Here is a 24917-nt window from a genome sequence, read left to right on the forward strand (position 1 = left end):
GCAGGCCGCGCTGTTCGTGCAGACCGTGCAGGAACGCCAGGGGCTGCAGGTGGGCTGTCCGGAGGAGATCGCCTATCGCATGGGCCATATCGACGCCGCGACACTTCGGCCGCGGGCCGATGCCTTGGGCAAGACGGCCTATGGCACCTATCTGCGCGACCTTGCAGGGGGGCAGCTCGCATGAACATCCAGACCTTCCATATCGCCGACGTGCTGCTGATCGAACCCGCCCGCCACGGCGATGCGCGCGGCTTCTTCAGCGAGGTCTGGTCGTCGCGCAGCCTGGCGGAGCACGGTGTCGACATCGACTTCGTGCAGGACAACCACGCCTTCTCAGCCCAGGCCGGCGTGCTGCGCGGGCTGCATTTCCAGCGCCCACCCTCGGCGCAGGGCAAGCTGGTGCGGGTCGCGCGCGGCGCCATCCTCGACGTCGCCGTCGATATCCGCAAAGGCTCGCCGACCTACGGCCGTCACGTGTCGGAAGTACTGAGTGCGGACAACTGGCGCCAGCTCTGGGTGCCGCGTGGCTTCGCCCATGGCTATGTGACGCTCGAGCCGGATACCGAGGTTCTCTACAAGACCGACAACTACTACGACCGGGAAGCCGATGCCGGCATCGCCTGGGACGATCCGGACCTCGACATCGACTGGTCGGTCGATACGCCGATGCTGTCGGAGAAGGACCGCGGCGCCCCCCGGCTTGCGACGATCGCCCCGCCCTTTCCGCAGGGTGCGTGGTGATGCGGCGCATCCTTGTCACCGGCCGCGGCGGGCAGCTCGCGACGGGTCTTGAGACCGCCCTGCCGGCGCAGGGCTTCGATGCCATTCTCGTCGGGCAGCCGGAATTCGAGTTCGACGACCCGGCGACCGTCGCAGCCGCCTTCACCGCGGCCGAGCCCGACGCGGTGGTCAATTGCGCCGCCTGGACCGCCGTCGATGCCGCCGAGGACAATGAGCCTGCCGCGTTCCACGCCAATGCACTGGGACCTGCGCTGGTGGCCGCGCACTGCGCTGCCCTCGGCATTCCGCTGATCCAGGTCTCGACCGACTACGTCTTCGACGGCCGAAAAGGCGCGCCGTACCTCGAAACGGACACGCCGAATCCGCTGAGCGCCTACGGACGAACCAAGCTCGCCGGGGAATGGGCAGCGCTGGCGGCCCACCGGCAGACGCTGGTGCTGCGCACAGCCTGGGTCTTTGCCCCCAACGGCAACAACTTCATGCGGACCATGCTGCGGCTCGGTGCCGAGCGCCCCGAGCTGCGCATCATCGCCGACCAGCACGGCAGCCCAACCGCCGCGCCGGACCTGGCCGATGCGATCGCGTCGATCCTGGCGCAGATCCGCCAGGAAGGGTGGCAGGAACGGCACGCCGGGGTCTTTCACGCCACGGGGTCCGGCTTCACGACCTGGCACGGCTTCGCCGAGGCGATCTTCGCGGAGGCCGGGGTACAACGCCCGACGCTGCACCCGATCACGACCTCCGAGTATCCGACCAAGGCCGTTAGGCCGACAGACGGCCGGCTCGATGGCACGCGGCTGGAGAAGACATTCGGGCTGCGCCTGCCGAGCTGGCAGGACGGTCTGCGCCGCGTGCTGCGGAGCCAGCGCGGCGACTGATCGCGGATCGGCGGCCGGGCGACGACCGCCTTGGCGCGGCGGCTATTCCTTTACCGGCGGCGCGGCGGGCGGGACAGGCGGCACCTCCGCGCTGCCTTCCTGCCGGTCCCGGTAAAGCGCGGCGCGCGCGAGCAGCATCAGCGTGACCGGCGTGGTGACGACCATGAACGCCGTGATCAGGATCTCGTGGAGCACAAAGCGGGTCTGGAGAACGGAGAAGAACAGCATCGAGGCCAGCAGCACGCAGCCGATCCCGAGCGTCGTACCAAGCGTCGGGGCGTGAATCCGGTCGTAGAAGCTGCGCAGCTTCAGCAGCCCGATCGAACCGACCAGCGCCAGCCCGGCGCCCAGCAACACCAGCGCCGCGACGGGCAACGCCGCCCAAAGAGGCAGATCGGCTGCCTGATTCACTCGATCACCTCCCCCCGCATCAGAAACTTCGATGCCGCCGCCGTGGCGACGAAGCCGAGCAGCGTGATCAACAGCGCCGCCTCGAAATAATAAATGCTGCCGCTTCGGATGCCGAACACCACCAGCAGGATGGCGGCGTTGACATACATCGTGTCGAGCGCGAGCACGCGGTCCTGCGCGCGCGGCCCCCGCAGGATGCGGTACGTCGCGCAGCCCATTGCGGCGACCAGCATGATCTGCGCGATCAGAACCGCGCTGCCGATGATGGCCGCGCTCATTCGAAGATGTCCATCAGCCGCCGCTCCCAGCGATCCTTGACGATGCGGACCCACGCCTCGTCGTCGATGAGGTCGAGCACGTGCAACAGCATGGTGCCGTCCGACGAATCATATTCCACCCAGACCGTACCGGGCGTGGCGGTCAGGATGCAGGCCAGCGCCGCGAGGCCGTGCGGGCTGCGCATGTCGAGCGAGATGCGCACAAAGCCCGAACGGCGGGTCGACGTGCCCCCCGGCGAAAGGATGATCCGGGCGACAGCGTTGTTCGACCGCACGATCTCGACCAGGATGTCGAGCAGCAGGGCCGGGATGGTGGCCAGCCGCCGCAGATGCGCGGCCGGCATCGTCAGTGCCGCCAACGCGCCCGATCCCGCGACCGCAAGCACCCCGCCGAGCAGGAAGGCGCCCGGCGATGTGCTGCCGGTCAGCAGCAGCCAGAGGACCAGCAGCGAGAGCGCGACCAGCGGATAGGGGAGCCAGCGCCTCATCCGCCGCCCCCCGGCAAGGTGGTGGGCACCGCCAGCACGCCGTTCAGGTAGTCGCCCGGTGCATGCAGCGCCCGCGCCGCCGCCTGCATGTATTCCATGGCCGGGCCGGCACCCGCCGTCAGCGCCGCGCACAGCACCAGCAGCAACGAGACCGACGCGATCTCCAGCAATGCGATCCGGGGCACCCGCGGTGCAGGGGATGCCCAGAAGACATCGATGCCCACGCGAAGCATCGCGATCAGGCTCGCGAGGCCCGACAGGATGAGCGCCACCATCAGCGCCCAGGTCGTCGCCGGCACGCCGCCATCGCCATAGGTGAGCAGCGGGGCGAGGATGGCGAACTTGGCCAGGAAGCCCGACAATGGCGGCAGCCCGGCCAGCAGCAGCGCGCAGGCCATGAAGGTGACGCCGAGGATTGCCACCGTGCCGGGGATGGCGACGCCGACTTCCTCATGCTCGGGCGATTCCTCGTCCTCCTCGCCGGTGCCGAAGGCCTCGCGCGTCACGGCAAGCACGTCCGCCCCGACCTCCCGCCCGCGCTCGACAAGCTCGATGAGCAGGAAGAAGGCCCCGATCGCGAGCACGGAACTGGTCAGGTAGAACAGCGCGCCGCCGGTGACGGCCACCTGCCCCGTGCCGATCGCGGCCAGCAGCGTGCCGGAGGAGACCATCACGCTCGCCCCCGCAAGGCGCGGCAGGTTCTGCGTCGCGAGCACGGCGATCGAGCCGAAGGCGATGGTCGCCAGCCCGCCGAGCAGCAGCCAGGTTCCGCCGAAGCCGGCCGACGCCCCGGCCTCGTCCCCGAACAGCAGCAGCCAGACGCGCAGGACGGCATAGATGCCGACCTTGCTCAGGATGGACAGGATCGCCGCCGCCGGCGTGGTGGCCGCGGCATAGGTGGGCGGCAGCCAGAAGCCGAGCGGCCACATCGCCGCCTTGGTGAGGAAGGCGATACCGAGAATCCCGAGACCCGTTTCGAGCAGGCCCCGGTCCTCGACCGCCACGCTGCGCATCCGCGCCGCCAGGTCCGCCATGTTGAGCGTGCCGGCGATCCCGTAGACGACGCTCGCCCCGATCAGGAACAGCAGCGACGCCACCAGGTTGATGACGATGTAGTGCAGTCCGGCGCGGACACGCGCCACGCCCGACCCGTGCAGCGCCATGCCGTAGGACGCCGCCAGCATCACCTCGAAGAAGACGAAGAGATTGAACAGGTCGCCCGTCAGGAAGGCGCCGTTCAGGCCCATGAGCTGGAACTGGAACAGCGGATGAAAATGGGCCCCTGCCCGGTGCCAGCGGCAGATCGCGAACAGGAAGGCGGAGAAACCAAGCACTGCGGCGAGGGTAAGCATCAGCGCCGTGAGACGATCCAGTACCAGCACGATGCCGAACAGCGCGGGCCAGTTGCCCAGCCGGTAGATGCGCACCACCGGTTCCTGCGCGAGGCCCAGCAGCACGATGGCGAGCACCACGAGCGCAGCCGTGGACAGCAGGCCGAGCGCCAGGACCACCGTCCGCGACCTGTCGCCGACCAGGATCATCGCCGCGCCGGCCAGCATCGGCACGACGATGGGCGCGATGAGGAGGTGGTCGATCCAGCCCGTCACCGCTCGCGCTCCCGTCCATCCACATGGTCGGTGCCGGTCAGGCCGCGTGCCGCGAGCAGCACGACGAGCAGCAGCGCGGTGGTCGCGAAGCCGATGACGATCGCCGTGAGAACCAGCGCCTGGGGCAGCGGATCCGCATACTCCGCGATCGTCCCGACTTCCCCCGGTTCAAGGATGGCAGGCGACCCGCTGCGCAGCCCACCCGTCGAGAAGATAAAGAGGTTCACGGCATAGGACAGCAACGCCAGCCCGATGATGACCTGGAAGGTGCGCGGCCGCAGCAGCAGCCACACGCCTGAGCCGGCCAGCACGCCGATGCCGAGCGAGAGGACGAGTTCCATCAATCGTCTCCCGCTTCGGTAGCGGCCCGGCGCGGAGCGGCGCGGTGAGCACGGACGGACTGGTGCGCCAGCGCCACCAGCATCAGCAGCGTCGCGCCGACCACCAGCGCGAAGACGCCGATGTCGAATATCAGTGCGCTGGCCATCGGTACCTTGCCGATGATCGGTAATTCGCCATAGGCGAAGTAGGACGTCATGAAGGGGCGGCCGAAGAGCCAGGCCGCCAGCCCCGTCCCGGCCGCGAGCAGCAGGCCCGCACCGACCCAGAGCTGCGGGCGCAGGCGCAGCCTGTCCTCGGTCCATTCCGTCCCGCCGATCATGTACTGAAGGATGATCGCGATCGCGACGACCATGCCCGCCGAGAAGCCGCCACCCGGCAGGTCATGGCCGCGCAACAGCAGGTACATCGCGACGATCAGCATGACCGGGAACAGCAGCCGCGTCAGCGTGAAGGGCACCAGCAGCCAGTCCGCGACGCGGCCGGGCTCGGCGCGCCCGGCTTCGTTGGCGTCGGTCGCCGCCTGGTCGCGCTGCTGCTCCGGAATCTCGACACTGTCCTGCGCCGGCCTGAACCGCCGCAGCAGCGCATAGGTCGTGAGCGCCACCGCGGCGACGACGAAGATCTCGCCCAGTGTATCGAAGCCACGGAAGTCGACGAGGATGACGTTCACCACATTGGTGCCGCCGCCCTCCGTATAGGCGCGCGCGAGAAAATGACGGGCGAGCAGGTCCGGCGGCGTCCGCGTCATCGTGGCATAGGCCAGCGCCGCCATCCCCAGCCCCGCGCCGGTCGCGAGGGCGAGGTCGCGCAGGCGGCGCGTGCGGGACAGGACTTCCGGCCCCCGCTCGCCGGGAAGCTGAACGCGCTTCGGCAGCCACCGCAGGCCGAGCAGCAGAAGGACGGTCGTCACGACCTCCACCGTCAACTGCGTCAGGGCGAGGTCGGGGGCGGAGAACCAGACGAAGGTGATGCAGACCACCAGCCCCGCGCCGCCCACCAGGATCAGCGCCGCCAGCCGGTGGAACTTGGCGAGCCACGCCGCACCAAGGCTGCACGCCCCGCCGACCACCCAGATGAGCAGCAGGACAGGATCGACGGGCGATGGCGGCAAGTTGCCGGGTCCGAAGCCGCGCCACCAGGCGGCCGTGGCACCGGCCAGGATCGCGATACCGACCAGCAGTCGCAACTGGGGCTGCAGACGGCGCGTGCCGAGCACCGCTTCCAACCGCCGGGCCAGCCGCCAGGACACGAAGACCATCACGCGCTCGAAGATGCGCTGCCCCTCGAGCCGCCATATCACGGGCGGCCCTTCCACATCGCTGCGCAGCCGACGCTGCAGCAGGAGGTAGAGCAGGATGCCAGCCACCATCGCCACGACGCTCATCAGCAGCGGCAGGTTGAAGCCGTGCCAGACGGCCAGGCTGTAGTACGGCACGTGGTTGCCCAGCACCGAGTGAACGGCCAGGGAAAGAAACGGCCCGACGGTCGCCGCCGGCAGCACGCCGACCACGATGCAGGTCAGGACCAGGATCTCGACCGGGAAGCGCATCCATGTCGCCGGCTCGTGGGGCTTGCGCGGCAGATCGGTCGCCTCCGGGCCGAAGAAGGCGCCGTGGATGAAGCGCAGGGAGTAGGCGACGCTGAACGCACTCGCTGTCATCGCCGCGATCGGCAGGATGTTCAGCAGCGTGGAGACGGGCGCTTCGGCCGACAGGGCCTCGGCGAAGAACATCTCCTTGGACAGGAACCCGTTCAGCAGCGGTACCCCGGCCATGGCGGCCGCGGCCACCATGGCCAGCCGTGCCGTGAACGGCATCGACTGGTTGAGGCCCGATAGCCGCCTGATGTCCCGCGTCCCGGTCTCGTGGTCGATGATTCCGGCCGCCATGAACAGCGAGCATTTGAAGGCGGCGTGATTGATGATGTGGAAGATCGCCGCGACCAGCGCGAGCTCGCTCTTTAGCCCCAGCAGCAGCGTGATCAGCCCCAGATGGCTGATGGTCGAGTAGGCGAGCAACCCCTTGAGATCGTTCTGGAAGATCGCGATGTAGGCGCCGATCAGCATCGTGATCAGCCCGGCGAGGCCGACGGTCCAGGTCCAGGCATCGGTGCCCGCCATCGCCGGCCACAGCCGCGCCAGCAGGAAGACGCCCGCCTTCACGAGGGTCGCCGAGTGCAGATACGCCGAAACGGGCGTCGGCGCCGCCATGGCGTGCGGCAGCCAGAAATGGAAGGGGAACTGCGCGCTCTTGGTCAGGGCCCCCAGCACGATGAGAAGCAGCGCCGGGAGGTAGAGCGCGTGCTCGCGGATGCGATCCCCCGCGGCCAGCACGGCGTCGAGGTCGTAGCTGCCGACGATGTGCCCGAGGACGAGGATGCCGGCGAACAGCGAAAGCCCGCCCGTGGCGGTGATGGTCAGCGCCATGCGCGCGCCGTCCCGCGCCGCCGCCAGGTGGTGCCAATATCCGATCAGCAGGAAGGAGAAGAGGCTCGTCAACTCCCAGAAGAACGCGAGCTGGATCAGGTTTCCGGAGATGACCACGCCCGTCATCGCGCCCATGAAGGCGAGCAGAAAGGCGAAGAAGCGCGGGACGGGATCCTCGGACGACATGTAGTAGCGCGCGTAAAGCACCACGAGCGCGCCGATGCCAGTGATCAGCCCGCAGAACAGCCAGGCGAAGCCGTCCATGCGCAGCACGAAGTTCAGGCCGAGCGACGGCATCCAGGCGAATTCGGCCCGCAGAACGGTGCCTTCCGAGATCGCCGGATAGGCTGCCCACACCATGCCGAGCCCGATGAGTGCCACCGCGCCCGCCAGCGCGGAGGCCGTGTCCCGGGCGCCCGTCGGCAGCAGGCCCGCGCCGATGGAGGCGACGAAGGGCAGGACGATCAGGGTGAGGAGAAGGACGCTGTCAGGCATCGCGGCGCCCGCCCCTGGCCGTACCCCGCATCAGGCGTCCTCCGCCTCCGCGGGCGGTGCCTGATTGTAGCGGTCCAGCAGAGTCGCCGCCTCCTCGGCCGAAGCGGCCGACCGCAGCGACCTGAGCGCCTGCGGGTTCCTAAGCCCTCGGCATGTATCGGAGAGGGCGGGCAGGAAGCCATCCGCGGAGGCTTCGGGCCAAAGCACCAGGATGACGAGGTCTACCGGCTCGTCGTCCCGTGCCTCCCAGTCGATGGGCCGCTGAAGCCGCACGAACAGCACGAGTGGCGGCTGATCGCCGGGAAGCCGGGCATGCGGCAGGGCAATGCCGCGGCCGAGGCCGGTCGAGCCAAGGGCTTCGCGATCGGTCAGGGCGGCAAGGATCTCGGCCTCGTCCCGCCCCAGCCTCCTGGCCGCCTCCTCCGCGAGGAGCTTCAGAACGGCGCGCTTGCTCCCGGCACTTAGGTCCAGGACGACATCATCGGCCGAGATGCGGTGTGACATCGCCATTCCATTACTCCCTCACCAAGGCAGCCGGCGCCGGGCACGGGCACGCCGCATCGCGCGCAACAAGGCACGCGTTCATCGGACAGGGCGCACTCTCGGAACCTGGCGCCGTCCCGCTCAGCCATGCGCTACCAGCTGCATGGCTGCTCTGCAATCCTGGGCGGGGTCGTTGCGCATGACGATGCCGCGGTGCTTGGTGGCGCCCCGTCGCGTCAATGCGCGGGCGTGACGCCCTGGGCCAGCGTCTGTTCGTCCGCCCGCGGTTCATGTCGGAGATCGGCGCGGCTTGCCCATGCGTTCCGGAGGAGGAAGAGCGGCATGAAGCCGAGGTCCTCGCTGGCCATCGCCACGGCCTGCCGCAGGATCTGCTCCCGGCTGCCGTCATCGAGCGTTGTGATGGCCCGTTCCGTCAACCCGTCGAGCGCCGGGTTCGAGTACCGCATATGGTTCGCCGTGCCGGTGCCGGCCGCGCGATCATAGGTTCCGATGATGTTGCGCAGGAGATAGGAGGCCTCCCCGGTGCCGCTGCCCCAGCCATGCAGGCGAACCGCATAGGCCTGCGTCGCGCCCCGGGGGCTGTAGACGGCCCAGGGCAGCGCCTCGACCTCCGTCCGGACGCCGACACGCGTCCAGAACTGCGCGACGGCCTGCGCCACCTTGGCGTCGTTCGGATAGCGGTCGCTCGGGCTGGTGAGGACCAGGCGGAAGCCGTCGGGGAAGCCCGCTTCGGCGAGCAGCCGCCGCGACAGGGCGGGGTCGTAGGCCGGGACGCCGACATCCGGGTTGTAGGAGTAGAAACCCGCCGGCAGCCACTGCCCCGTGGCGACGGCGGTGCCTTCCATGACCCTCTCGGCGAGCGCCTGGCGGTCGATGGCGTGGTTCAGCGCACGCCGGACGCGAAGGTCCAGGAACGGATTGCGCGGCAGCGGGCGGCCCTGATTGTCCGTCACGCGCGGGACCTCGCCGGTGCGCGAAAAATCCGGCTGCAGGAAGATGACGCGGACACCGTCCACCTCGCTGATGCGGAAGCGCGCGTCGCGGCGCAGGCGCGGCAGGTCCGATGTGGGCACCTGGTCGATGATCTGGACATCGCCGGAAAGCAGCGCCGCCGTGCGCGCGGGATCATTCGCGAGGAATTTGTAGTCCACCCGCGCCCAGGCCGGCGCCGGCCCCCAATAGGCGTCGTTGCGGACGAAGACCGCGCCGCTTCCCGGGTGGTAGGAGACGAAGCGGAAGGGCCCGGTGCCGATCGCCGCGCGGCCGCTGTTGAAATCCTCCGCCGCCACGCCTTCGCCGACGTGGCGGGCCAGGATCGCGACCTGCGACAGGTCGGTCGGCAGCAACGGGTGCGGCCCGTTGGTGTGGAAGCGGATGGTCAGCGCGTCCACGACCTCCACCTGCGTGATGCGCCGCACAGCAAAGGTGAATCCGCCGGTGCTGCCCGGGACATTCGGCACGCGCCGGATGGAGAAGGCGACGTCCTCAGCGGTGAACGGCCGGCCATCATGCCAGGTTACGCCGGGCCGCAGCTTGAACTCCCACACCGTGTCCGAGATCGGCCGGTAGGATTCGGCGAGGCCCGGTTCGCGGCGCAGCGCGGCATCCGTGTGCACCAGACGATCGAACACATGGTTGCCCATGGCGATGTTGGAGGTGGTGTTGGTGAATTGCGGGTCCGCCGAGTTCACCGGGTTTCCCACGCCGATCGCGAGGGTCTGCGCCATCGCCGGTGCGGCGGAGACCGCCAGGATCACGCTGGCCCGCATCAGAGTCTTGTTCACGTCATGCCTCCTCACTGCCCGTGCCCGTCAAGGCGGTACGGCGCTTGATGGATGTCGCTGTCCCAGGCGCAACGATGGCACGACGGCGCCGGCCGCGACCAGCGAGACGCCCCCGAGGGGGCGCCCCGTGCATTGCCGTTCATGCCTGGCCAGGTGCTCACAGCCTGTCTGGAGACGCGCTGCCACGCCCGGTGCGCGACGCCTCAACGGGAGTCTCAGCCCGACGCCGCGCCCTGGCGCGCAAATGCCTGCCGCGATGCCAGATCCCTCGCGAGCCGCGCGGTCGCGTCCTGGCCACGCAGAAGGATCGCCCGGTTGCCGTTACCGTTGGTGACGGCGCGGAACGTCTCGCTGCGCGAGGCCGTGACCAACGCAGCCTCCAGACGCTCGATCGTGGGCGGCGGCGTGCCAGCGGGCGCGAAGAAGCCATTCCAAACCGTGAAGTCCGGCTCCGTCAGGCCGATCTCCGCGAAGGACGGCACATCCGGCAGTTCAGGCAGCCGCTGTGGACCGATGACGAGGAGGGGGACGAGGCGGCCTTCGCGATAATGCGGGCTGGCGGTCGGATAGTCTGCGCCACCGATCTGCACATGATCGGCCACGAGATCGATGAGTTGCGGTGCCGTGCCCCGGTAAGGGACCTTGAGGAGATCGAGGCGGAACTCGCGCGCCAACTGCTCAACGGATTGCTCCGACACCGATCCGCTGCCGGTCGTGCCGAAGGCGATGCGCTGCCGGCTGCTGTCGCGTGCCCGGTCGAGGAATTCCCGGAAGCTGCGTACGCCAAGCCTGGGGTTGGCCCAGATGATGCTGGATGACTCCGTGAAGATGCCGATCGGCGCGAAGTCGCGTATCGGATCGAACTGCACCACGTCGCCCAGGGCGACGACGCTGCCGATCATTGCCGTGACGTTGGCGACCAGCAGGGTGTGCCCGTCGGCAGGAGCGCGTGCGACATGCTGCACGCCGATCGTACCCGTGGCACCCGTCCGGTTGTCGATCACGACGGGCTGGCTGATGCCCGCCGCGATCTCCTTCACCAGCGCTCGCGCATAGATGTCGGTGGGCCCGCCGGCGGGCCAGGGAACCACGATGCGGATCGGCCGGTGGGGCCAATCAGCGACCGTTTGGCCAGGTGCGGGACGCGAGAGCAATGCGGCCCCCGATCCCAGGAGAATGTGTCTGCGGCTGATCATGGATACGACCTCGATCTCCCGGGCAGGGCGCGCGCTTCCAGCGGCGCGCCCGCGCCGGCGACCGCAGCGTTCGGCTGCGGCTCGTTTCAAGCAGGAGGGAACCGCCCGCCCCGGCCGGGGCGGGTCAGTGTTGCGGCGACATGGCCACCATGGTCGCCGCGCCGCGACATCGCGGGGCACTTCGGCCGGAGGTTTTCCACTTGATGTTATCGCGCTTCATGGCACACATAATTGCACTATTTTAGTACGTTTTACAATTCTAAAATACAAGGCAAGTTGAGCATGCATTGCGCCTGCCGGCGCCGCTCCGTAGCTCCGCATTCTTCACTGGCACCGCGAGCGTGCTTCCCTGAAGGGCGGCGGTTCAGCCGGAGCGCTCCCTGTCGTGCGGCGGGAAGTGCTCTGCGCTCTTCTCACGCACCGCTTGCCGCGAGCAGCCAATTGCGGAACGCGCGCAGTGCCGGCATATCCGCCGAGGCTTCCGGGTAGGCCAGGACATAGGCCTCCCCCATGTCGAGCGCGCGGTCGAAGGGCACGGTCAGCCGGCCCCGCGCCAATTCGTCCTCGACCATGAAGCGCGGCATCAGCGCGATGCCCAGCCCCTGCGCCGCCGCCTCCGCGACCATGGCGTGATGATGGAATTGCGGACCGCGGAAGCCATCCACCACCTCGCCGGCGCCCACCATTCCCAACCACTCCGCCCAGGCGCGCGGGCGCGTCGAATGCTGCAGCAGGGTATATCGCGCGAGATCCGTGACGCTCGTCAGCCGCCCGCCGTCCATCAGCGCCGGCGCACAGACGGGCACGCGCAGATCGGCCACTAGGCGATGGCTCGCAATGCCCGGCCGGCCCGCCGCCTCCAGCATGATCGCCGCATCCACATCTTCCGCCGCGAAGTCGAGCGGCGTCGGCCGTGTCGTGTAGTTGCGGAAGTTCACGACGACGCCGCGATGCGCTGCCAGGAACCGCGGAAGCCGCGGCATCAGCCAGCGCGTGCCGAAGGTCGGCTGCACCGCGAGCGTCAGCGTGCCGCCCGCGCCCTGATGCGCCACCAGCTCCAGCGTTGCGCTCTCGATCCGCGCCAGTGCTGATCGCACCTGCGGCGCATAGGCAGCCGCCGCCGCAGTCAGCACCAGGCGCTGCCGCACGCGCAGGAACAGGCGCACACCCAGCAGCGCCTCCAGCCCTGCGAGCTGCCGGCTGACCGCACTCTGCGTGAGGTGCAGCTCCTCCGCCGCGCGGGAGACCGAGAGGTGGCGCGCACAGGCTTCGAAGGCCTGCAAGGCGGCGGTGGGAGGGGTGTGACGGCGCATGGTGGGCCCCGGACTTCATGCCAAACCGTCATGAAGGCATGAGGGAGTATCGGTTGCCAGTCCTCGAAATTCGCCAAACACTCGGCGATGCACGGAGCGGGGAGCACCCCGCCCATGCGGGCGGCGCATGAACAGCGCGGCCTGCTCACCGCCGGACCCAACCCGGCGGCACGGGGACGCTGGGCCGGACGGTAAAGCAAGGAGGCCTCATGACCGACACGTTCCGTCCCCTGCCGCGTCGCGCCCTGTTCGGGGCCGCAGCCGCCGTTGCCGCGGCGCCCCAGGCGCCGGCGCACGCCGCTTGGACGCCGTCCCAGCCCATCCGCATGTTCATCGGCTACCCGCCCGGCGGCGCCGTCGACATCCTGTTCCGCGTCGTGGCGGAAGGCGCGCAGCGCGTGCGCGGCGTCTCGACGGTGCCCGAGGTGCGGTCCGGCGCCTATGGCTTCATCGCCGCCCAAGCGGCGGCGCGCTCGGCGCCGGATGGATACACGCTGGCCAGCGCCATCATGGGCATGATGAGCGTCGCGCCCGCGATCCCCGGCATTCCCGTGCCCTTCGACCTCGATCGGGAGCTGACGCCCGTTGTCAATCTCGCGGGCACGCCGATGGCCCTCGTGGTGCGGCCGGATGCGCCGTTCAACGACATCGATGGGCTGATCGCCTATGCGAAGCAGCGCAACGGGACGGCGACCTTCGCCTCCTCGGGCAATGGCTCGATCAATCAGCTCGGCGCGCTGCTCTTCGCGAACGCTGCGGGCGTCACGCTGAACCACATCTCCTATCGCGGCGGTGCACCGGCGCTGCTGGACGTCTCGGCCGGGCGGGTCGACATGATGGTCGCGAATGTCGCCGAGGTTGCCGGCAGCATCCGCGGCGGGCAGTTGAAGGGGCTCGGAGTCACCGCCGCGGAGCCGACGCCGCTGATGCCTGAACTCGCACCGCTGGCCGGCCGCTTCCCGACGCTCGAGATCAACAACTGGTTCGGCATGGTCGGACCCGCGGGCCTGCCGGCCGACATTCGCGACGGGCTGTTCGACATCTTCCAGGCCGCGCTGCGCGATCCGCAGACCACGCGCACCATGATGGAGCGCGGCCTCATTCCCATCGGTGAACCCGGTCCGGCCTTCGCCGAGCGTATCCAGCGCGACCGCGCCCGTTGGCGCCAGGTCGTGGAGACCAACAACATCCGCGGCGACTGATCCGTCTTCCCCGCATTCCCGTCTCATCATCGCGTCCAAGGAACACCATGGCTGCGTCGCTTTCGCTTGGCATCGACATTGGCGGTACCTTCACCGACTTGGTCATCCTCGACCCCGAGGATGGCCGGGCGGTGATCTGGAAGGAGAGCACGACACCGGACGACCCCTCGCGCGGGGCTATCACCGGCTTGAACCGGCTGCTGGAGAAGGGCGGCATCGCGCCGTCCTCGATCGGCCGCGTCGTGCACGCCACCACGCTCTTCACCAACGCGCTCATCGAACGGAAAGGCGCGGCGACGGGGTTGCTCACGACGGATGGCTTCACCGACGTGCTGGAAATCGCGCGCGAGCGGAAATATGAGCTGTACGACCTGTTCCTGGAAATGCCGGCACCGCTGGTGCCGCGGCCTTGGCGACGGGCGGCGCTGGAACGGCTCGGCCCCGATGGCAGCGTGGAACGTCCGCTCGACGTCGATGCTGCGCTGCGTGAGGTCGAAGCACTGGTGGCGGAAGGCGTGACGAGCCTCGCCATCTGTTTCCTGCACGCCTACGCTAACCCCGCGCATGAGCGGATGGCCGCGGAGGCGGTCGCGAAGCGCTTCCCGTCGTTGTCGCTCTCGCTGTCCTCGGAATTGTCGCCCGAGATCCGTGAGTATCCGCGCATGGTGACGACGTGCGCCAACGCCTATGTGCGGCCGATCGCGGAGACCTATCTCGACACGCTGGAAGCGGCGCTGAAGGGTGCGGGCATTCCGGGCGGCCTGTTCCTGATGCTGTCGAATGGCGGGCTGACGCACGTGGCGGAAGCCAAGCGTGCGCCGGTGCAGCTTCTGGAAAGCGGCCCGGCGGCCGGCGCGCTGGCGGGTGCCTGGTTCGGCCGGCATGCGGGGCTGGATCGCGTGCTGGCCTTCGACATGGGCGGGACCACGGCGAAGCTGGCCTTGGTAGACGATGGCGATCCGCTCGTCGCCTGGGGCTTCGAGGCGGCGCGGACCAAGCGCTTCCTGCGCGGCTCCGGCCTGCCCATCCAGATCGCGACGGTCGAGCTGATCGAGATCGGTGCCGGTGGCGGTTCCATCGCCCGGCGCAGCGAACTCGGCACGCTGCATGTCGGGCCGGAAAGCGCGGGCGCGCAGCCAGGCCCGGTCTGCTACGGCCGCGGGGGCACGGAACCCACGGTGACCGACAGCGATCTCGCCCTCGGCTATCTGAACGCCGACTTCTTCCTCGGCGGCACCATGACCATCGATGCCGGCAAGGCCGGGGAGGCGCTCGGCGGGCTCGCCGGCACGCTCGGCCTGGATGCCGCGCGCGGCGCCTTCGGCATCCATGACGTGGTCAACGAGAACATGGCCGGCGCGGCCCGCGTCGCCATCGCCGAACGCGGCCGCGTCCCGCAGGACTACGCGCTGCTCGCGACCGGCGGCGCCGCGCCGGTCCATGCCTGGCATGTCGGGCGCAAGCTCGGCGTGAACCGCGTGGTCTGTCCGCCGGGTGCGGGTGCGGGCAGCACCATCGGCATGCTGATGGCTCCGGCGCGCATCGATCGGGTCGCGTCGTTCAATACGCCGCTCGCCGGCGCGGATTGGACGGAGGCGACGCGCCTGTTCGCCACGCTCGAATCCGATGCGCTCGCCGTGGTGGGCGCGACTGGCGCCGACCTGTCGCGGCGCGAGGTCCGCCGGCTCGCCGACATGCGCTATGTCGGCCAGGGGTCGGAGATCACCGTCGCACTGCCGGAAGCCTTGACCTTGGAATCGGTGCTGGCGGCCTTCGAGGCCGCCTACCGTACGCTGTTCGGCCGCACGCCGCCCGGCGCGAACGCGCAGTTCGTCGCGCTGCGCCTGGCCGTCTCCGCACCGATGCCCGGCGCGGGCGGAACGCTGCGTCTCGATGGCCTCGGTGGCGGCTCAAGCGCCCTGAAGGGCCATCGCGCGGTACACTTCCCGGATGCCGGGGGCGCCGTCTCGACGCCGGTCTATGACCGCTACGCGATTCCCACCGGCACGCAGCTCGAAGGCCCCGCGGTCTTCGAGGAGAACGAGAGCACCTTCATCGTCGGCCCCGGCGCGCGCATCGAAGTGCTGCCGGACGGCGCCATCCTCGCGGAGCGCATCGCATGACCCGGACCTTCGACGCGGTCGAACTCGAACTTCTCTGGCGCCGCCTGATCTCGCTGGTCGACGAAGCCGCGGCGGCGCTCGTGCGTACCTCCTTCTCGACGCTGGTGCGTGAATCCTACGACTTCTCCTGCGTCGTCACCGACGCCGACGGGCAGTCCCTGGTGCAGGCGACGGAGAGCATCCCGTCCTTCATCGGCACGCTGCCGGAGACGGTGAAGCACTTCATCCGCTTCTTCCCCATCGAGACGCTGCAGCCCGGCGACGTGCTGATCACCAACGACCTCTGGCTCGGCACCGGCCATCTGCCGGATATCACCGTGGCCAAGCCGATCTTTCGCGACGGGCGCGTGGTGGCGTTCAGCGCGAGCACGGCGCATGCGCCCGACATCGGCGGCAAGATCCGCAGCCCCGAACCGCGCGAGGTCTTCGAGGAAGGCCTGCAGATCCCGCCGCTGAAGCTGATGCGCGCCGGCGTGACCGACGACACGCTGGTCGCCATGATCCGGCAAAACGTCCGCACGCCCGAGCAGACGATGGGCGATCTCTGGGCCCAGGTCGTCGCGCTCGACCTCATGGAGGAACGCCTGCATGTGCTGATGGAGCAGGCGCAGCTCGCCGACCTCACGGATCTTGCCGCCGAGATCCATCGGCGCTGCGAAACGGCGATGCGCGGCGCCATCGCGGCCCTACCGGACGGCACCTATCGCAGCGAGCTCAAGACCGACGGCCTGCTCGACACGCCGATCACCATCAAGCTGGCACTGACGATCAAGGGCGACACCGTCACGGCCGACTTCACGGGCACCGACGCGCAGGTGGACCGCGCGATCAACTGCGCGCTCTGCTACACCTATGCGATGGTGGTGTACGGGGTGAAGGTCTGCACCAGCCCCACGCTGCCGAACAATGAGGGCGCCTGGCGGCCGATCTCGATCGTCGCGCCGCCCGGCTGCATCGTGAACCCGCAATTTCCCTCGCCCGGCGGGTCGCGCATGCTGATCGGTCACTACCTGCCGATGCTGGTCTTCGGCTGCCTGGGGCAGATCGTGCCCGACCGGGTGATGGCCGCCTGCGGGTCCCCCATGTGGGGCATGAACCAGTCCGGCGTGAACGCATCCGGCAAGCCCTACGCCAACATGTTCTTCTTCAACGGCGGCATGGGCGGCAACGTGCATGGGGACGGCATTTCCTGCCTGTCCTGGCCGTCCAACGTTTCCTCCACCGCCGTCGAGATCAGCGAGCACATCGCCCCGCTCCGCATCCGCCACAAGCGGCTGCGGCCGGATAGCGGCGGGCCCGGCCGCCATCGCGGCGGGCTGGGACAGGAGATCCTGCTGGAGAGCCGGTCCCCCACGCCCATCGCAGTTTCCTTCCTGGCCGAACGCACCATCTTTCCGGCCTTCGGGATCGAGGGCGGGCAGGACGGCGCACCGGGTGTGCTGAAGATCAACGGCGAGAAGGTCGACCCGAAGCGGCAATACGTGCTGAAGGCCGGCGACACCGTCTCGATGGCCACGCCCGGCGGTGGCGGCCATGGCGACCCGGGCCAGCGGGCGGTGACGGCGGCGGCGCAGGATCGTGCTGCCGGCTATGTCTCGGCCGCGCCGACGCGAGGCTGAATAGGCGTCCCAGCGCCGGCGCCACCGGCAGCCGGTGCAGGATGCTATGCCACGGGCCGAGGCCGCGGTTCGACACGATCCGCCGCCTCGGCGCTGAGGAAGCCGCGCGACCTGACAAAGCGTCGTAGCGCCGGCAACTGACCTCGATCCGGGACGTTCAATGCCCGTCCCTGAGCGACGCGATGGCTATGCCTGCGGCACGATCACCGCCAGGCCCAGTTTCGGGTCGAAGCGCCGCTGCAGATGCGCGGGGCTTTCATTCACGATCACCTCGAGCGTCGGACGGACGGTCGCCGACTTCAAATGGCCGCCGCGCACGCTGAAATCCTCGAGGCCGAGCACGACATGGATATGGCAGGCGGGCTCACCGTGCTCGTCCAGCACGATATCACCCACCAGACTCAGCACTTCGGCCTGCCGATCGACACGGCCCGAGCGGTACTGCTTGGCTCCAGTGTCCCAGAAAGCGACCTCGGTGGCGCTGAACGCCCCGATCGCCGTGAGCTGCGCGGCGGTGATCCGATGCTCCTTGGCGAAGCTACCGAGAGCGGCGACGGCATCCTCGCCCTCATCAAGGATGACGACATGGGTGCGGCGACCACCATCAGCCGAAAGGATGCTGCTGCGCATGGCGCGTCTCCTGGTTGCATCCAGAGGAACCGGCCGCGCGCCGTAGGGTTTCATCCAGGCAGGGGAGCGCGGCGTCTCCCCTGCCCGATCACGTCACGCGGCGACTTTGGCCAGCGCCTTCCAAACGGCCTCCGGCGTCGCCGGCATGTCGATGCTCCGCACGCCGGCATCGGAAAGCGCATCGACCAGCGCGTTCATCACCGCCGGGGGTGAGCCCACCGCGCCCGCCTCGCCCGCACCCTTCACGCCGAGCGGATTCGTCTCGCACGGCACTTCGATCAGGTCGACGTCGATGTCCGGCAGGTCCTCGGCCCGCGGCAGCGCGTAATCCATGAAGGAAGCCGAGAGCAGCTGCCCGCTTTCCCCGTCATAGGCGGTGCGCTCGTGCAGCGCCTGGCCGATGCCCTGGGTCACCCCGCCATGCACCTGCCCCCGCACGATCAGCGGGTTCAGCGCGTGGCCGACATCGTCCACGACGATGTAGCGCAGCACGCTGACGATCCCCGTCTCCGGGTCCACTTCCACCTCGGCGGCGTGGCAGCCATTGGGGAAGGTGTGGGACTTGATTTCGGCGGTTTCCTGCGCATCGAGGAGCGTCGCCTCGATCCCCGCCGCCACCTTCTTCCGCTGCGCGGCGGCCAGGTCAAGAATGCCGACCGACCGGTCCGTGCCGACGACCGTGAAGCCTCCATCGCGCGGGGCGAACTCGATGTCGGCGACCGAGGCTTCCAGATGCTCGGAGGCGGCCTTCTTACCCTTCTCGACGACGCTCGCGGTCGTCACCAGGATCGCCTGACCTTCGGAATACAGGCTGCGCGCGCCACCGGTGCCGCCGCCATCGGGCAGAGTATCGGAGTCCCCCTGCTTCACGCGGATCTTCTCGATAGGAATGCCGAGTTCGAAGCTCGTCATCATGGCATAGGCCGTCTCATGGCCCTGGCCGGTCGACTGGGTGCCGACATAAACATCGGCGAAACCGTCATCGGTGAACTTCACCGCGGCGTTCTCGGTCGGCGCGCCGCCAGTGGCTTCCAGATAATACGCAAGGCCGATGCCCCGCTTCTTTCCGCTCTTCGCCGCCCCCGCCTTGCGCGCCGGGAAGCCCGCCCAGTCGATCTTCGTCAGGGCGGAGGACATGAGCTGCGCGAACTCGCCGGAATCGTAGCGCTGCCCCATCGCGGAGACGTAGGGCATGGCCGCGGACGGCACCATGTTGCGCCGGCGGATCTCGACACGGTCGATGCCCATCTCGCGCGCCGCGGTGTCGATCAGCCGTTCGACCAGGTAGTTGCTTTCCGGCCGCCCGGCGCCGCGATATGCATCGACCGGCACGGTGTTGGTCATCACGCCGATGACCTGCGCATGAATCGCCTGAAAGCCATAGACCGAGGCCAGCACCTTGGTCCCGGCCCCGGTCGGAATGAAGGGCGCGAAGGTGTTGAGATAGGCCCCCATCCCCGCCCAGTTTTTCGTGCGCAGGGCAAGGAACTTCCCATCCTTGTCGAGCGCGAGCTCGCCGACGGTGATGTTGTCGCGCCCATGGGTGTCGGACTGGAAGGCCTCAGTGCGCTCGGACGTCCACTTCACCGCGCGGTTGATCTCGCGGGCCGCGAAGGCGGTCAGGACATGCTCGGGATAGATGAAGATCTTCATCCCGAAGCCACCGCCGACATCGGGGGTGATGACGCGGAAATTGTCACGCTCGAGCTTGAAGATGTTCTTGGCCAGCACGTCGCGCACCAGCCAGGACCCCTGGGTGTTGGTCGTGATGGTCCAGTGGTTGCGCGCCGCATCGTACTCGGCGAGCGAGGCCCGCGCCTCCATCGAGGCGACGATGACGCGGTTGTTCACCACGCGCAGCCGCGCCACATGCGCCGCGCCCTTGATCAGCGCGTCCACCTTGGCCGCGTCGCCCACATGCCAGTCGAAGCAGGTGTTGTTCGGCGCGCTCCCCCAGAGCTGCGGCTGTCCGGGCTCGGTCGCGGTGGCGAGATCGGTCGCCGCCGGCAGCAGGTCGTAATCGACCATGATCGCCTCGGCGGCGTCGCGCGCCTGGGTGATCGTCTCAGCCGCGATGAAGGCGACCGGATCGCCGACATAGCGCACGACGCCCTCGGCCAGCACCGGGTGCGGCGTGTCGGAGGTCGGGGTGCCATCCACCGACTTCACCGGCGCCAGGCAGGGCAGGTGCCCCACCCCGACGGCGGCGAGGTCCGCCCCCGTCCAGACACCGAGCACGCCTGGCATGGCCTTGGCTGCCGACGTGTCGATACCGGTGATCTTCGCATGGGCATGCGGGCTGCGCAGGACATAGCCCTGCGCCTGCCCGGGCACCGCGACGTCATCCGTGTAGCGGCCGGCGCCCTTCAGCAGGCGCGGATCCTCGACGCGACGGATGGATTGGCTCAGGCCGAACTTCGCCATGCGCGGTTTCTCCCTTGGCTGCACCCATCATCTGCGATGCGGCGGCCAAATGGGAAGGGGCGCCGTCGCCGGCACCCCCCGCTCAGTGCCCCGCGGCCGGCTCCTTGCGGCCAAACCGCCGCTTCGTCGCCTCCCGCATCGACTGGAACACCACGTAGAGCATCGGGATGACGAAGATGCCGATCACCGCGGCGCCTATCATGCCGCCGAACACCGCCGTGCCCACCGCCCGGCGGGACAGCATGGCGGCGCCGGTCGCGAAGACCAGCGGCACCAGCCCCAGCACGAAGGCGATGGACGTCATCATCACCGCGCGGAACCGCAGCCGCGCGCCCATGATCGCCGCCTCCCGGATGGAAAGCCCGGCCTCCCGCTGCTCCTTCGCGAATTCGACGATCAGGATGCCGTTCTTCGCCGCCAGCGCGATCAGCACCACCAGGCCGATCTGGGCATAGATGTCGAGCGGCATGCTCGCCACGAACAGCGCCCCGAAGGCCGCGAGCACGCCGACCGCCACCGACAGCAGCACCGGGATCGGGATGACCCAGGATTCGTACAGCGCGACCAGGAACAGATAGGCGAACATCACCGCCAGCGCGAGGATGTAGACCGTCTGCCCCGCCGCCAGCTTCTCCTGATACGCCGTGCCGGTCCATTCATAGCCATAGCCCGGCGGCAGGATGCGGGCGGACAGCGACTCCATCGCGGCCAGTGAATCGCCCGATGACACGCCGGCCCGCGGCGCGCCGCTGATCGAGATGGCGCGGTAGTTGTTGTAGCGGAAAATGGTCTGCGGCCCGATCCGCGTCTGCACATCGGCGACCGCCCGCAGCGGCACCATCTCCCCGCGGCTGTTGCGGACATGGATGCGCCAGATGTTGTCGATATCCCGCCGGTCGGACGCCTCGGCCTGCAGATTGACCTGCCAGGTGCGGCCGAACAGGTTGAAATCGTTGACGTAGAAGCCGCCGAGCGTCGCCTGCAGCGCCGTGAACACGTCCGAGATGCGCAGCCCCAGCGCCTGCGCCTTCTCCCGGTCAAGGTCGAGATACAGCGTCGGGTTGGTCGCGTTGAAGGTCGAGAACACCGCCGTCAAATCGGGATTCTGGTTCGCCGCGACGATCAGGGACAGCATCACGGCGCCGAGTTCCGCCGGCGGCCGCCCCTCATAATCCTGCAGGATGTATTCGAAGCCACCGCCGGTTCCGAGGCCGATGATCGGCGGCAGGTTGAAGGCGAAGACATTGGCGGTCCGGACCGCCTGCCCCGCGCCGAAGACCTGCCCGATCGCCGCATTCACCGACATCGCCGCCGTCGTCCGGTCGGCAAAGGGCTTCAGCCGCGCAACGAGGAAGGCGGAATTCGACTGCGCCCCGCCGTCGATCAGCGAGAAGCCGACGATGGCAAGCGTCCCCTGCACCGACGGGATGTTCTTCAGGATCTCCTCGACCTGCACCACCGCCTCCCGCGTGCGGGAGACGGAGGCGCCCTGCGGCAGCTGCACCTGCACGAAGAAGGCGCCCTGGTCCTCCTGCGGCAGGAAGCCCGAGGGGGTGATCTTGGACATCTGCCAGATGCCGAAGAAGAAGCCGGCGGTCAGCACCAGCGAGAGCAGCGACACCCGCACCAGCCGCGACACCGCGCCGGCATAGCGGTCGCGCACCCAGTCGATGCCGCGCAGCCAGCGCCCCATCAGCCCCGGCCGCCGCCCGCCTGCATGGGCGTGTGGGCGCAGGAACACGGCGCACAGCGCTGGGGACAGGGTCAGCGCGTTGATCGCGCTGATCACCATCGCGGCGCTGATCGTCACCGCGAACTGGCGAAACAGCTCGCCCGACAGGCCGGGGATGAAGCCGATCGGTACGAAGACCGACAGCAGGACCAGCGTGATGGCGATGATCGGCGCGGTGATCTGCGCCATGGCCTTCTTGGTGGCCTCGGCGGGGGTGAGGTTCGGCTCCTCCTCCATCACCCGCTCGACATTCTCGACGACGACGATCGCGTCATCCACCACGATGCCGATGGCCAGCACCATCGCCAGCAGGGAGATGGTGTTCGCCGAATAGCCGAGGGCCAGCAGGATGATGAAGGTGCCGATCAGGCTGACCGGCACGGCGATGGTGGGGATGATCGTCGCCCGCATGTTCCCCAGGAACAGGAACACCACGATGACGACGAGGATGAAGGCCTCGACCAGCGTCTTGATCACCTCGCGGATCGTGTCGTTCACGAAGTCCGAGGTGTCGAAGAAGATGCGGTGGTTGACGCCCGCGGGATAGCGGGTCCGCATGTCGTCCATGGTGCGGCGGACATTCTCCGCGGCCGTCACCGCATTGGCGCCGGGCTGGAGATACACGCCGAAGGTCACCGCCGGCCGGCCGTCGAAGCGGCTTTCGGTGTCCATGCTGGCGGCGCCGAGCTCGACGCGCGCGACGTCCCGCACCCGCAGCACCGACCCGTCCGGATTGGCGCGGATCAGGATGTCGCCGAACTGTTCGGGCGTGGAAAGCCGGCCCTGGGTCTCCAGGTTGATCTGGAACTGCTGGTCGTCCGGCATCGGCCGTCCGCCGAGCCGCCCGACCGGCGCCTGCACGTTCTGCGCCTGGATCGCCGCCACCACGTCGGACGGCGTGAGGTTCAGGCTGATCAGCCGGTCAACCTCGAACCAGATGCGCATGGAGTAATCCATGGCACCGAACAGGCTGACCTGGCCGATGCCCGGCACGCGTGCCAGCCGGTCGACGATGTTGATGGTGGCGTAGTTCGACAGGAACAGCGGCGTGTGGTCGCCGCTTTCGGCATACAGGAAGATGAACTGCAGCACGGCGGAGGACTGCTTGCGCACCGTCACGCCCTGCCGCTGCACCTCCTGCGGCAATCGGGCGAGCGCCGCCTGGACGCGGTTGTTGACGTTGACGGTGGCGAGGTCCGGATCCGTGCCGAGTTGGAAGGAGACGTTGAGGCTGTAGGACCCGTCATTGGCGCTGTTCGACCGCATGTAGATCATGCGGTCCACGCCGTTGACGGAGGCCTCGATCACCTGCGCGACGGTCTGTTCGATGACGGTCGCGGAGGCGCCAGGGAAGCGCGTCACCACCGACACCTGCGGCGGCACGATGTCCGGCAGCTGGGAGACAGGGATGCGCGTCATCGCCAGCGCCCCGGCGAGTGCCGTGACGATGGCGATCACGATCGCGAAGCGAGGGCGATCGACGAAAACGGCCGAGAACACGACCGCTCAGCCCCGCGCCGGCGCTTGCGGCCCGGGCGGCGCCCCGGCAGGTGCCGGGTTCACCGGCTGGCCGGGGCGTACGCGCTGGATACCCTCGACGATCACCGTCTCGCCGCCCTGCAGGCCGGATTCGATCACGGCCGTCTGGCCGGAGGACCGGCCGAGGGTGACGTTGCGCCTCTCCGCCTTGTTCTCCGCACCCACGACGAAGACGTAGGAGCCCTGTTGGTCCTGAAGCACGGCCGCGCGCGGCAGGGTGATGGTCAGTACCGGTTCCGCACCTTCCAGGAACACGGTGACGAACTGGCCATCGACCAGTTCGCGCGGCGTGACGGGCACGTTGCTGTCCGATTGCCGGCGTATCGGGTTCGGGATGAGCGCCCGCACCAGGATGGTGTCGGTGTTGCGGTCGATCTGGTTGTCCACGAAGTCGACGCGGCCGGTTTCCTGGTACATCCGCCCGTCCGTCGTGCGGATGCGCACCCGCACCGCATCGGGCCCGCCACGGCCCTCGAAGCGGTTGCGCAGGTCAAGCGCCGTGCGTTGGCTGACCGTGAAGGCGACCCGCATCGGGTCCTGGCTGACGATGGTCGCCAGCGTGCCGGCATCCGGGCCCACCACATTGCCGATGGTCAGGTTGGTGCGCCCGATCTGTCCGGCGATCGGCGCATTGATCTCGGTGTAGCCGAGATTGATCTCTGCCACCCGCACCGCTGCCTGGGCCGAAAGCACCTGTGCAGACGAGGTTCGTTCCTGCGCCTGAGCGTTGTCCAGCGCGACCTGCGTGCCCGCGCCGGTCTGCCGCAGGTCCCGCGCGCGAGTCAGCGCCACCCTCGCATTCTCCAGCTGCGCCTGGGCCGAGGCCAGGCTTGCCTGCGCCTGCTCGAGCTGCGCCTCGAAGGGTGCCCGTTCAAGGCGGTACAGCACCTCGCCCTGGGTCACGTCGCCGCCCTCGCGGAACAGCCGTTCCTGGATGAAGCCCGTGACGCGGGCACGAATGTTGACGCGGTCCGTCGCCTCGACCCGCCCGACGAATTCCGACGTTTCCGTGATCGGCTTCCGCTCGGCCGTCATCACGCCGACAGCAGGCGGCCCCTGCGGGCCGAACTGCGCGGCGGCAGGCTGGGCGCCGGCGAGCAGGATCAGCGCGACGGCACCGGCGAAAAGTCGATTCATGACGGCATCCACTCGAGGCGCTCCGACATGGCGGTTCACGGTGCGGCGC

General features: G+C 68.8%; 19 protein-coding genes and 1 pseudogene. 6 read left to right on the plus strand and 14 right to left on the minus strand.

Annotated features, from left to right (window positions below):
* The 3 genes and pseudogenes from GXW78_RS16230 to rfbD all read left to right on the plus strand — a co-directional run.
* Positions 1–184, plus strand: a pseudogene (locus GXW78_RS16230) (glucose-1-phosphate thymidylyltransferase); the annotation flags it as partial.
* On the plus strand, positions 181–741 hold the full coding sequence (gene rfbC, locus GXW78_RS16235; RefSeq protein WP_211869886.1) for a dTDP-4-dehydrorhamnose 3,5-epimerase: 561 nt from the start codon (positions 181–183) through the stop codon (positions 739–741). The pseudogene GXW78_RS16230 and the gene rfbC, both read left to right, overlap by 4 nt.
* Positions 741–1619: a dTDP-4-dehydrorhamnose reductase gene (gene rfbD / locus GXW78_RS16240; RefSeq protein ID WP_211869887.1), complete on the plus strand. Its 879-nt coding sequence runs from the start codon at positions 741–743 to the stop codon at positions 1617–1619. Before rfbC ends, rfbD begins: the two co-directional genes overlap by 1 nt.
* A 42-nt stretch (positions 1620–1661) precedes the next feature.
* Here rfbD and mnhG read toward each other — a convergent pair whose 3' ends face one another.
* From mnhG to GXW78_RS16290, 10 genes are all read right to left on the minus strand, one after another.
* The gene (gene mnhG / locus GXW78_RS16245; RefSeq protein WP_211869888.1) at positions 1662–2030 is read right to left on the minus strand and encodes a monovalent cation/H(+) antiporter subunit G; all 369 of its coding nucleotides are present in this window, start codon (positions 2028–2030) and stop codon (positions 1662–1664) included.
* The gene (locus tag GXW78_RS16250) at positions 2027–2308 is read right to left on the minus strand and encodes a K+/H+ antiporter subunit F (RefSeq protein ID WP_211869889.1); all 282 of its coding nucleotides are present in this window, start codon (positions 2306–2308) and stop codon (positions 2027–2029) included. Before GXW78_RS16250 ends, mnhG begins: the two co-directional genes overlap by 4 nt.
* Positions 2305–2796, minus strand: coding sequence for a Na+/H+ antiporter subunit E (locus GXW78_RS16255; RefSeq protein ID WP_211869890.1), 492 nt, complete (start codon positions 2794–2796; stop codon positions 2305–2307). The genes GXW78_RS16250 and GXW78_RS16255 overlap by 4 nt, the downstream gene beginning before the upstream one ends.
* Complete coding sequence (locus tag GXW78_RS16260) at positions 2793–4403, minus strand: monovalent cation/H+ antiporter subunit D (protein ID WP_338147759.1); 1611 nt, start codon at positions 4401–4403, stop codon at positions 2793–2795. Before GXW78_RS16260 ends, GXW78_RS16255 begins: the two co-directional genes overlap by 4 nt.
* Complete coding sequence (locus GXW78_RS16265) at positions 4400–4744, minus strand: Na+/H+ antiporter subunit C (RefSeq protein ID WP_211869891.1); 345 nt, start codon at positions 4742–4744, stop codon at positions 4400–4402. Before GXW78_RS16265 ends, GXW78_RS16260 begins: the two co-directional genes overlap by 4 nt.
* A complete protein-coding gene (locus GXW78_RS16270) occupies positions 4744–7665 on the minus strand; it encodes a monovalent cation/H+ antiporter subunit A (protein ID WP_211869892.1) in 2922 nt (973 codons plus the stop codon). Before GXW78_RS16270 ends, GXW78_RS16265 begins: the two co-directional genes overlap by 1 nt.
* Positions 7666–7695: 30 nt before the next feature.
* Entirely contained in the window at positions 7696–8175 is a 480-nt protein-coding gene (locus GXW78_RS16275) for a PTS sugar transporter subunit IIA (protein ID WP_211869893.1), read from the minus strand.
* A gap of 209 nt (positions 8176–8384) precedes the next feature.
* Positions 8385–9953, minus strand: coding sequence for an ABC transporter substrate-binding protein (locus tag GXW78_RS16280; RefSeq protein ID WP_338147760.1), 1569 nt, complete (start codon positions 9951–9953; stop codon positions 8385–8387).
* Positions 9954–10168: 215 nt separating this feature from the next.
* Entirely contained in the window at positions 10169–11044 is an 876-nt protein-coding gene (locus GXW78_RS16285; protein WP_211869894.1) for a tripartite tricarboxylate transporter substrate binding protein, read from the minus strand.
* Positions 11045–11562: 518 nt separating this feature from the next.
* The gene (locus GXW78_RS16290; RefSeq protein ID WP_211869895.1) at positions 11563–12462 is read right to left on the minus strand and encodes a LysR substrate-binding domain-containing protein; all 900 of its coding nucleotides are present in this window, start codon (positions 12460–12462) and stop codon (positions 11563–11565) included.
* A gap of 209 nt (positions 12463–12671) precedes the next feature.
* Here GXW78_RS16290 and GXW78_RS16295 point away from each other — a divergent pair, with 209 nt between their 5' ends.
* Genes GXW78_RS16295 through GXW78_RS16305 form a run of 3 tightly spaced genes read left to right on the plus strand, consistent with a single transcriptional unit; the run spans position 12672 to position 17406 of the window.
* Complete coding sequence (locus GXW78_RS16295) at positions 12672–13664, plus strand: Bug family tripartite tricarboxylate transporter substrate binding protein (RefSeq protein ID WP_211869896.1); 993 nt, start codon at positions 12672–12674, stop codon at positions 13662–13664.
* Positions 13665–13711: 47 nt separating this feature from the next.
* Complete coding sequence (locus GXW78_RS16300) at positions 13712–15787, plus strand: hydantoinase/oxoprolinase family protein (protein WP_211869897.1); 2076 nt, start codon at positions 13712–13714, stop codon at positions 15785–15787.
* Positions 15784–17406 carry a hydantoinase B/oxoprolinase family protein gene (locus GXW78_RS16305; protein ID WP_211869898.1) on the plus strand — a complete coding sequence of 541 codons (1623 nt, stop codon included), beginning with the start codon at positions 15784–15786 and terminating at the stop codon, positions 17404–17406. Before GXW78_RS16300 ends, GXW78_RS16305 begins: the two co-directional genes overlap by 4 nt.
* Positions 17407–17592: 186 nt before the next feature.
* On the opposite strand, the gene GXW78_RS16310 is transcribed toward GXW78_RS16305, so the two are convergent.
* The 4 genes from GXW78_RS16310 to GXW78_RS16325 form a co-directional block, all read right to left on the minus strand.
* Positions 17593–18036: a PPC domain-containing DNA-binding protein gene (locus tag GXW78_RS16310; protein WP_211869899.1), complete on the minus strand. Its 444-nt coding sequence runs from the start codon at positions 18034–18036 to the stop codon at positions 17593–17595.
* Positions 18037–18129: 93 nt separating this feature from the next.
* Complete coding sequence (locus tag GXW78_RS16315; protein WP_211869900.1) at positions 18130–20460, minus strand: xanthine dehydrogenase family protein molybdopterin-binding subunit; 2331 nt, start codon at positions 20458–20460, stop codon at positions 18130–18132.
* Between the two features lie 82 nt (positions 20461–20542).
* Complete coding sequence (locus tag GXW78_RS16320) at positions 20543–23692, minus strand: efflux RND transporter permease subunit (protein WP_211869901.1); 3150 nt, start codon at positions 23690–23692, stop codon at positions 20543–20545.
* Between the two features lie 6 nt (positions 23693–23698).
* Entirely contained in the window at positions 23699–24868 is a 1170-nt protein-coding gene (locus GXW78_RS16325) for an efflux RND transporter periplasmic adaptor subunit (RefSeq protein WP_211869902.1), read from the minus strand.
* Positions 24869–24917: the final 49 nt, after the last annotated feature.

This window comes from Neoroseomonas terrae (genome assembly GCF_018129025.1).
Lineage (GTDB): Bacteria > Pseudomonadota > Alphaproteobacteria > Acetobacterales > Acetobacteraceae > Neoroseomonas > Neoroseomonas terrae.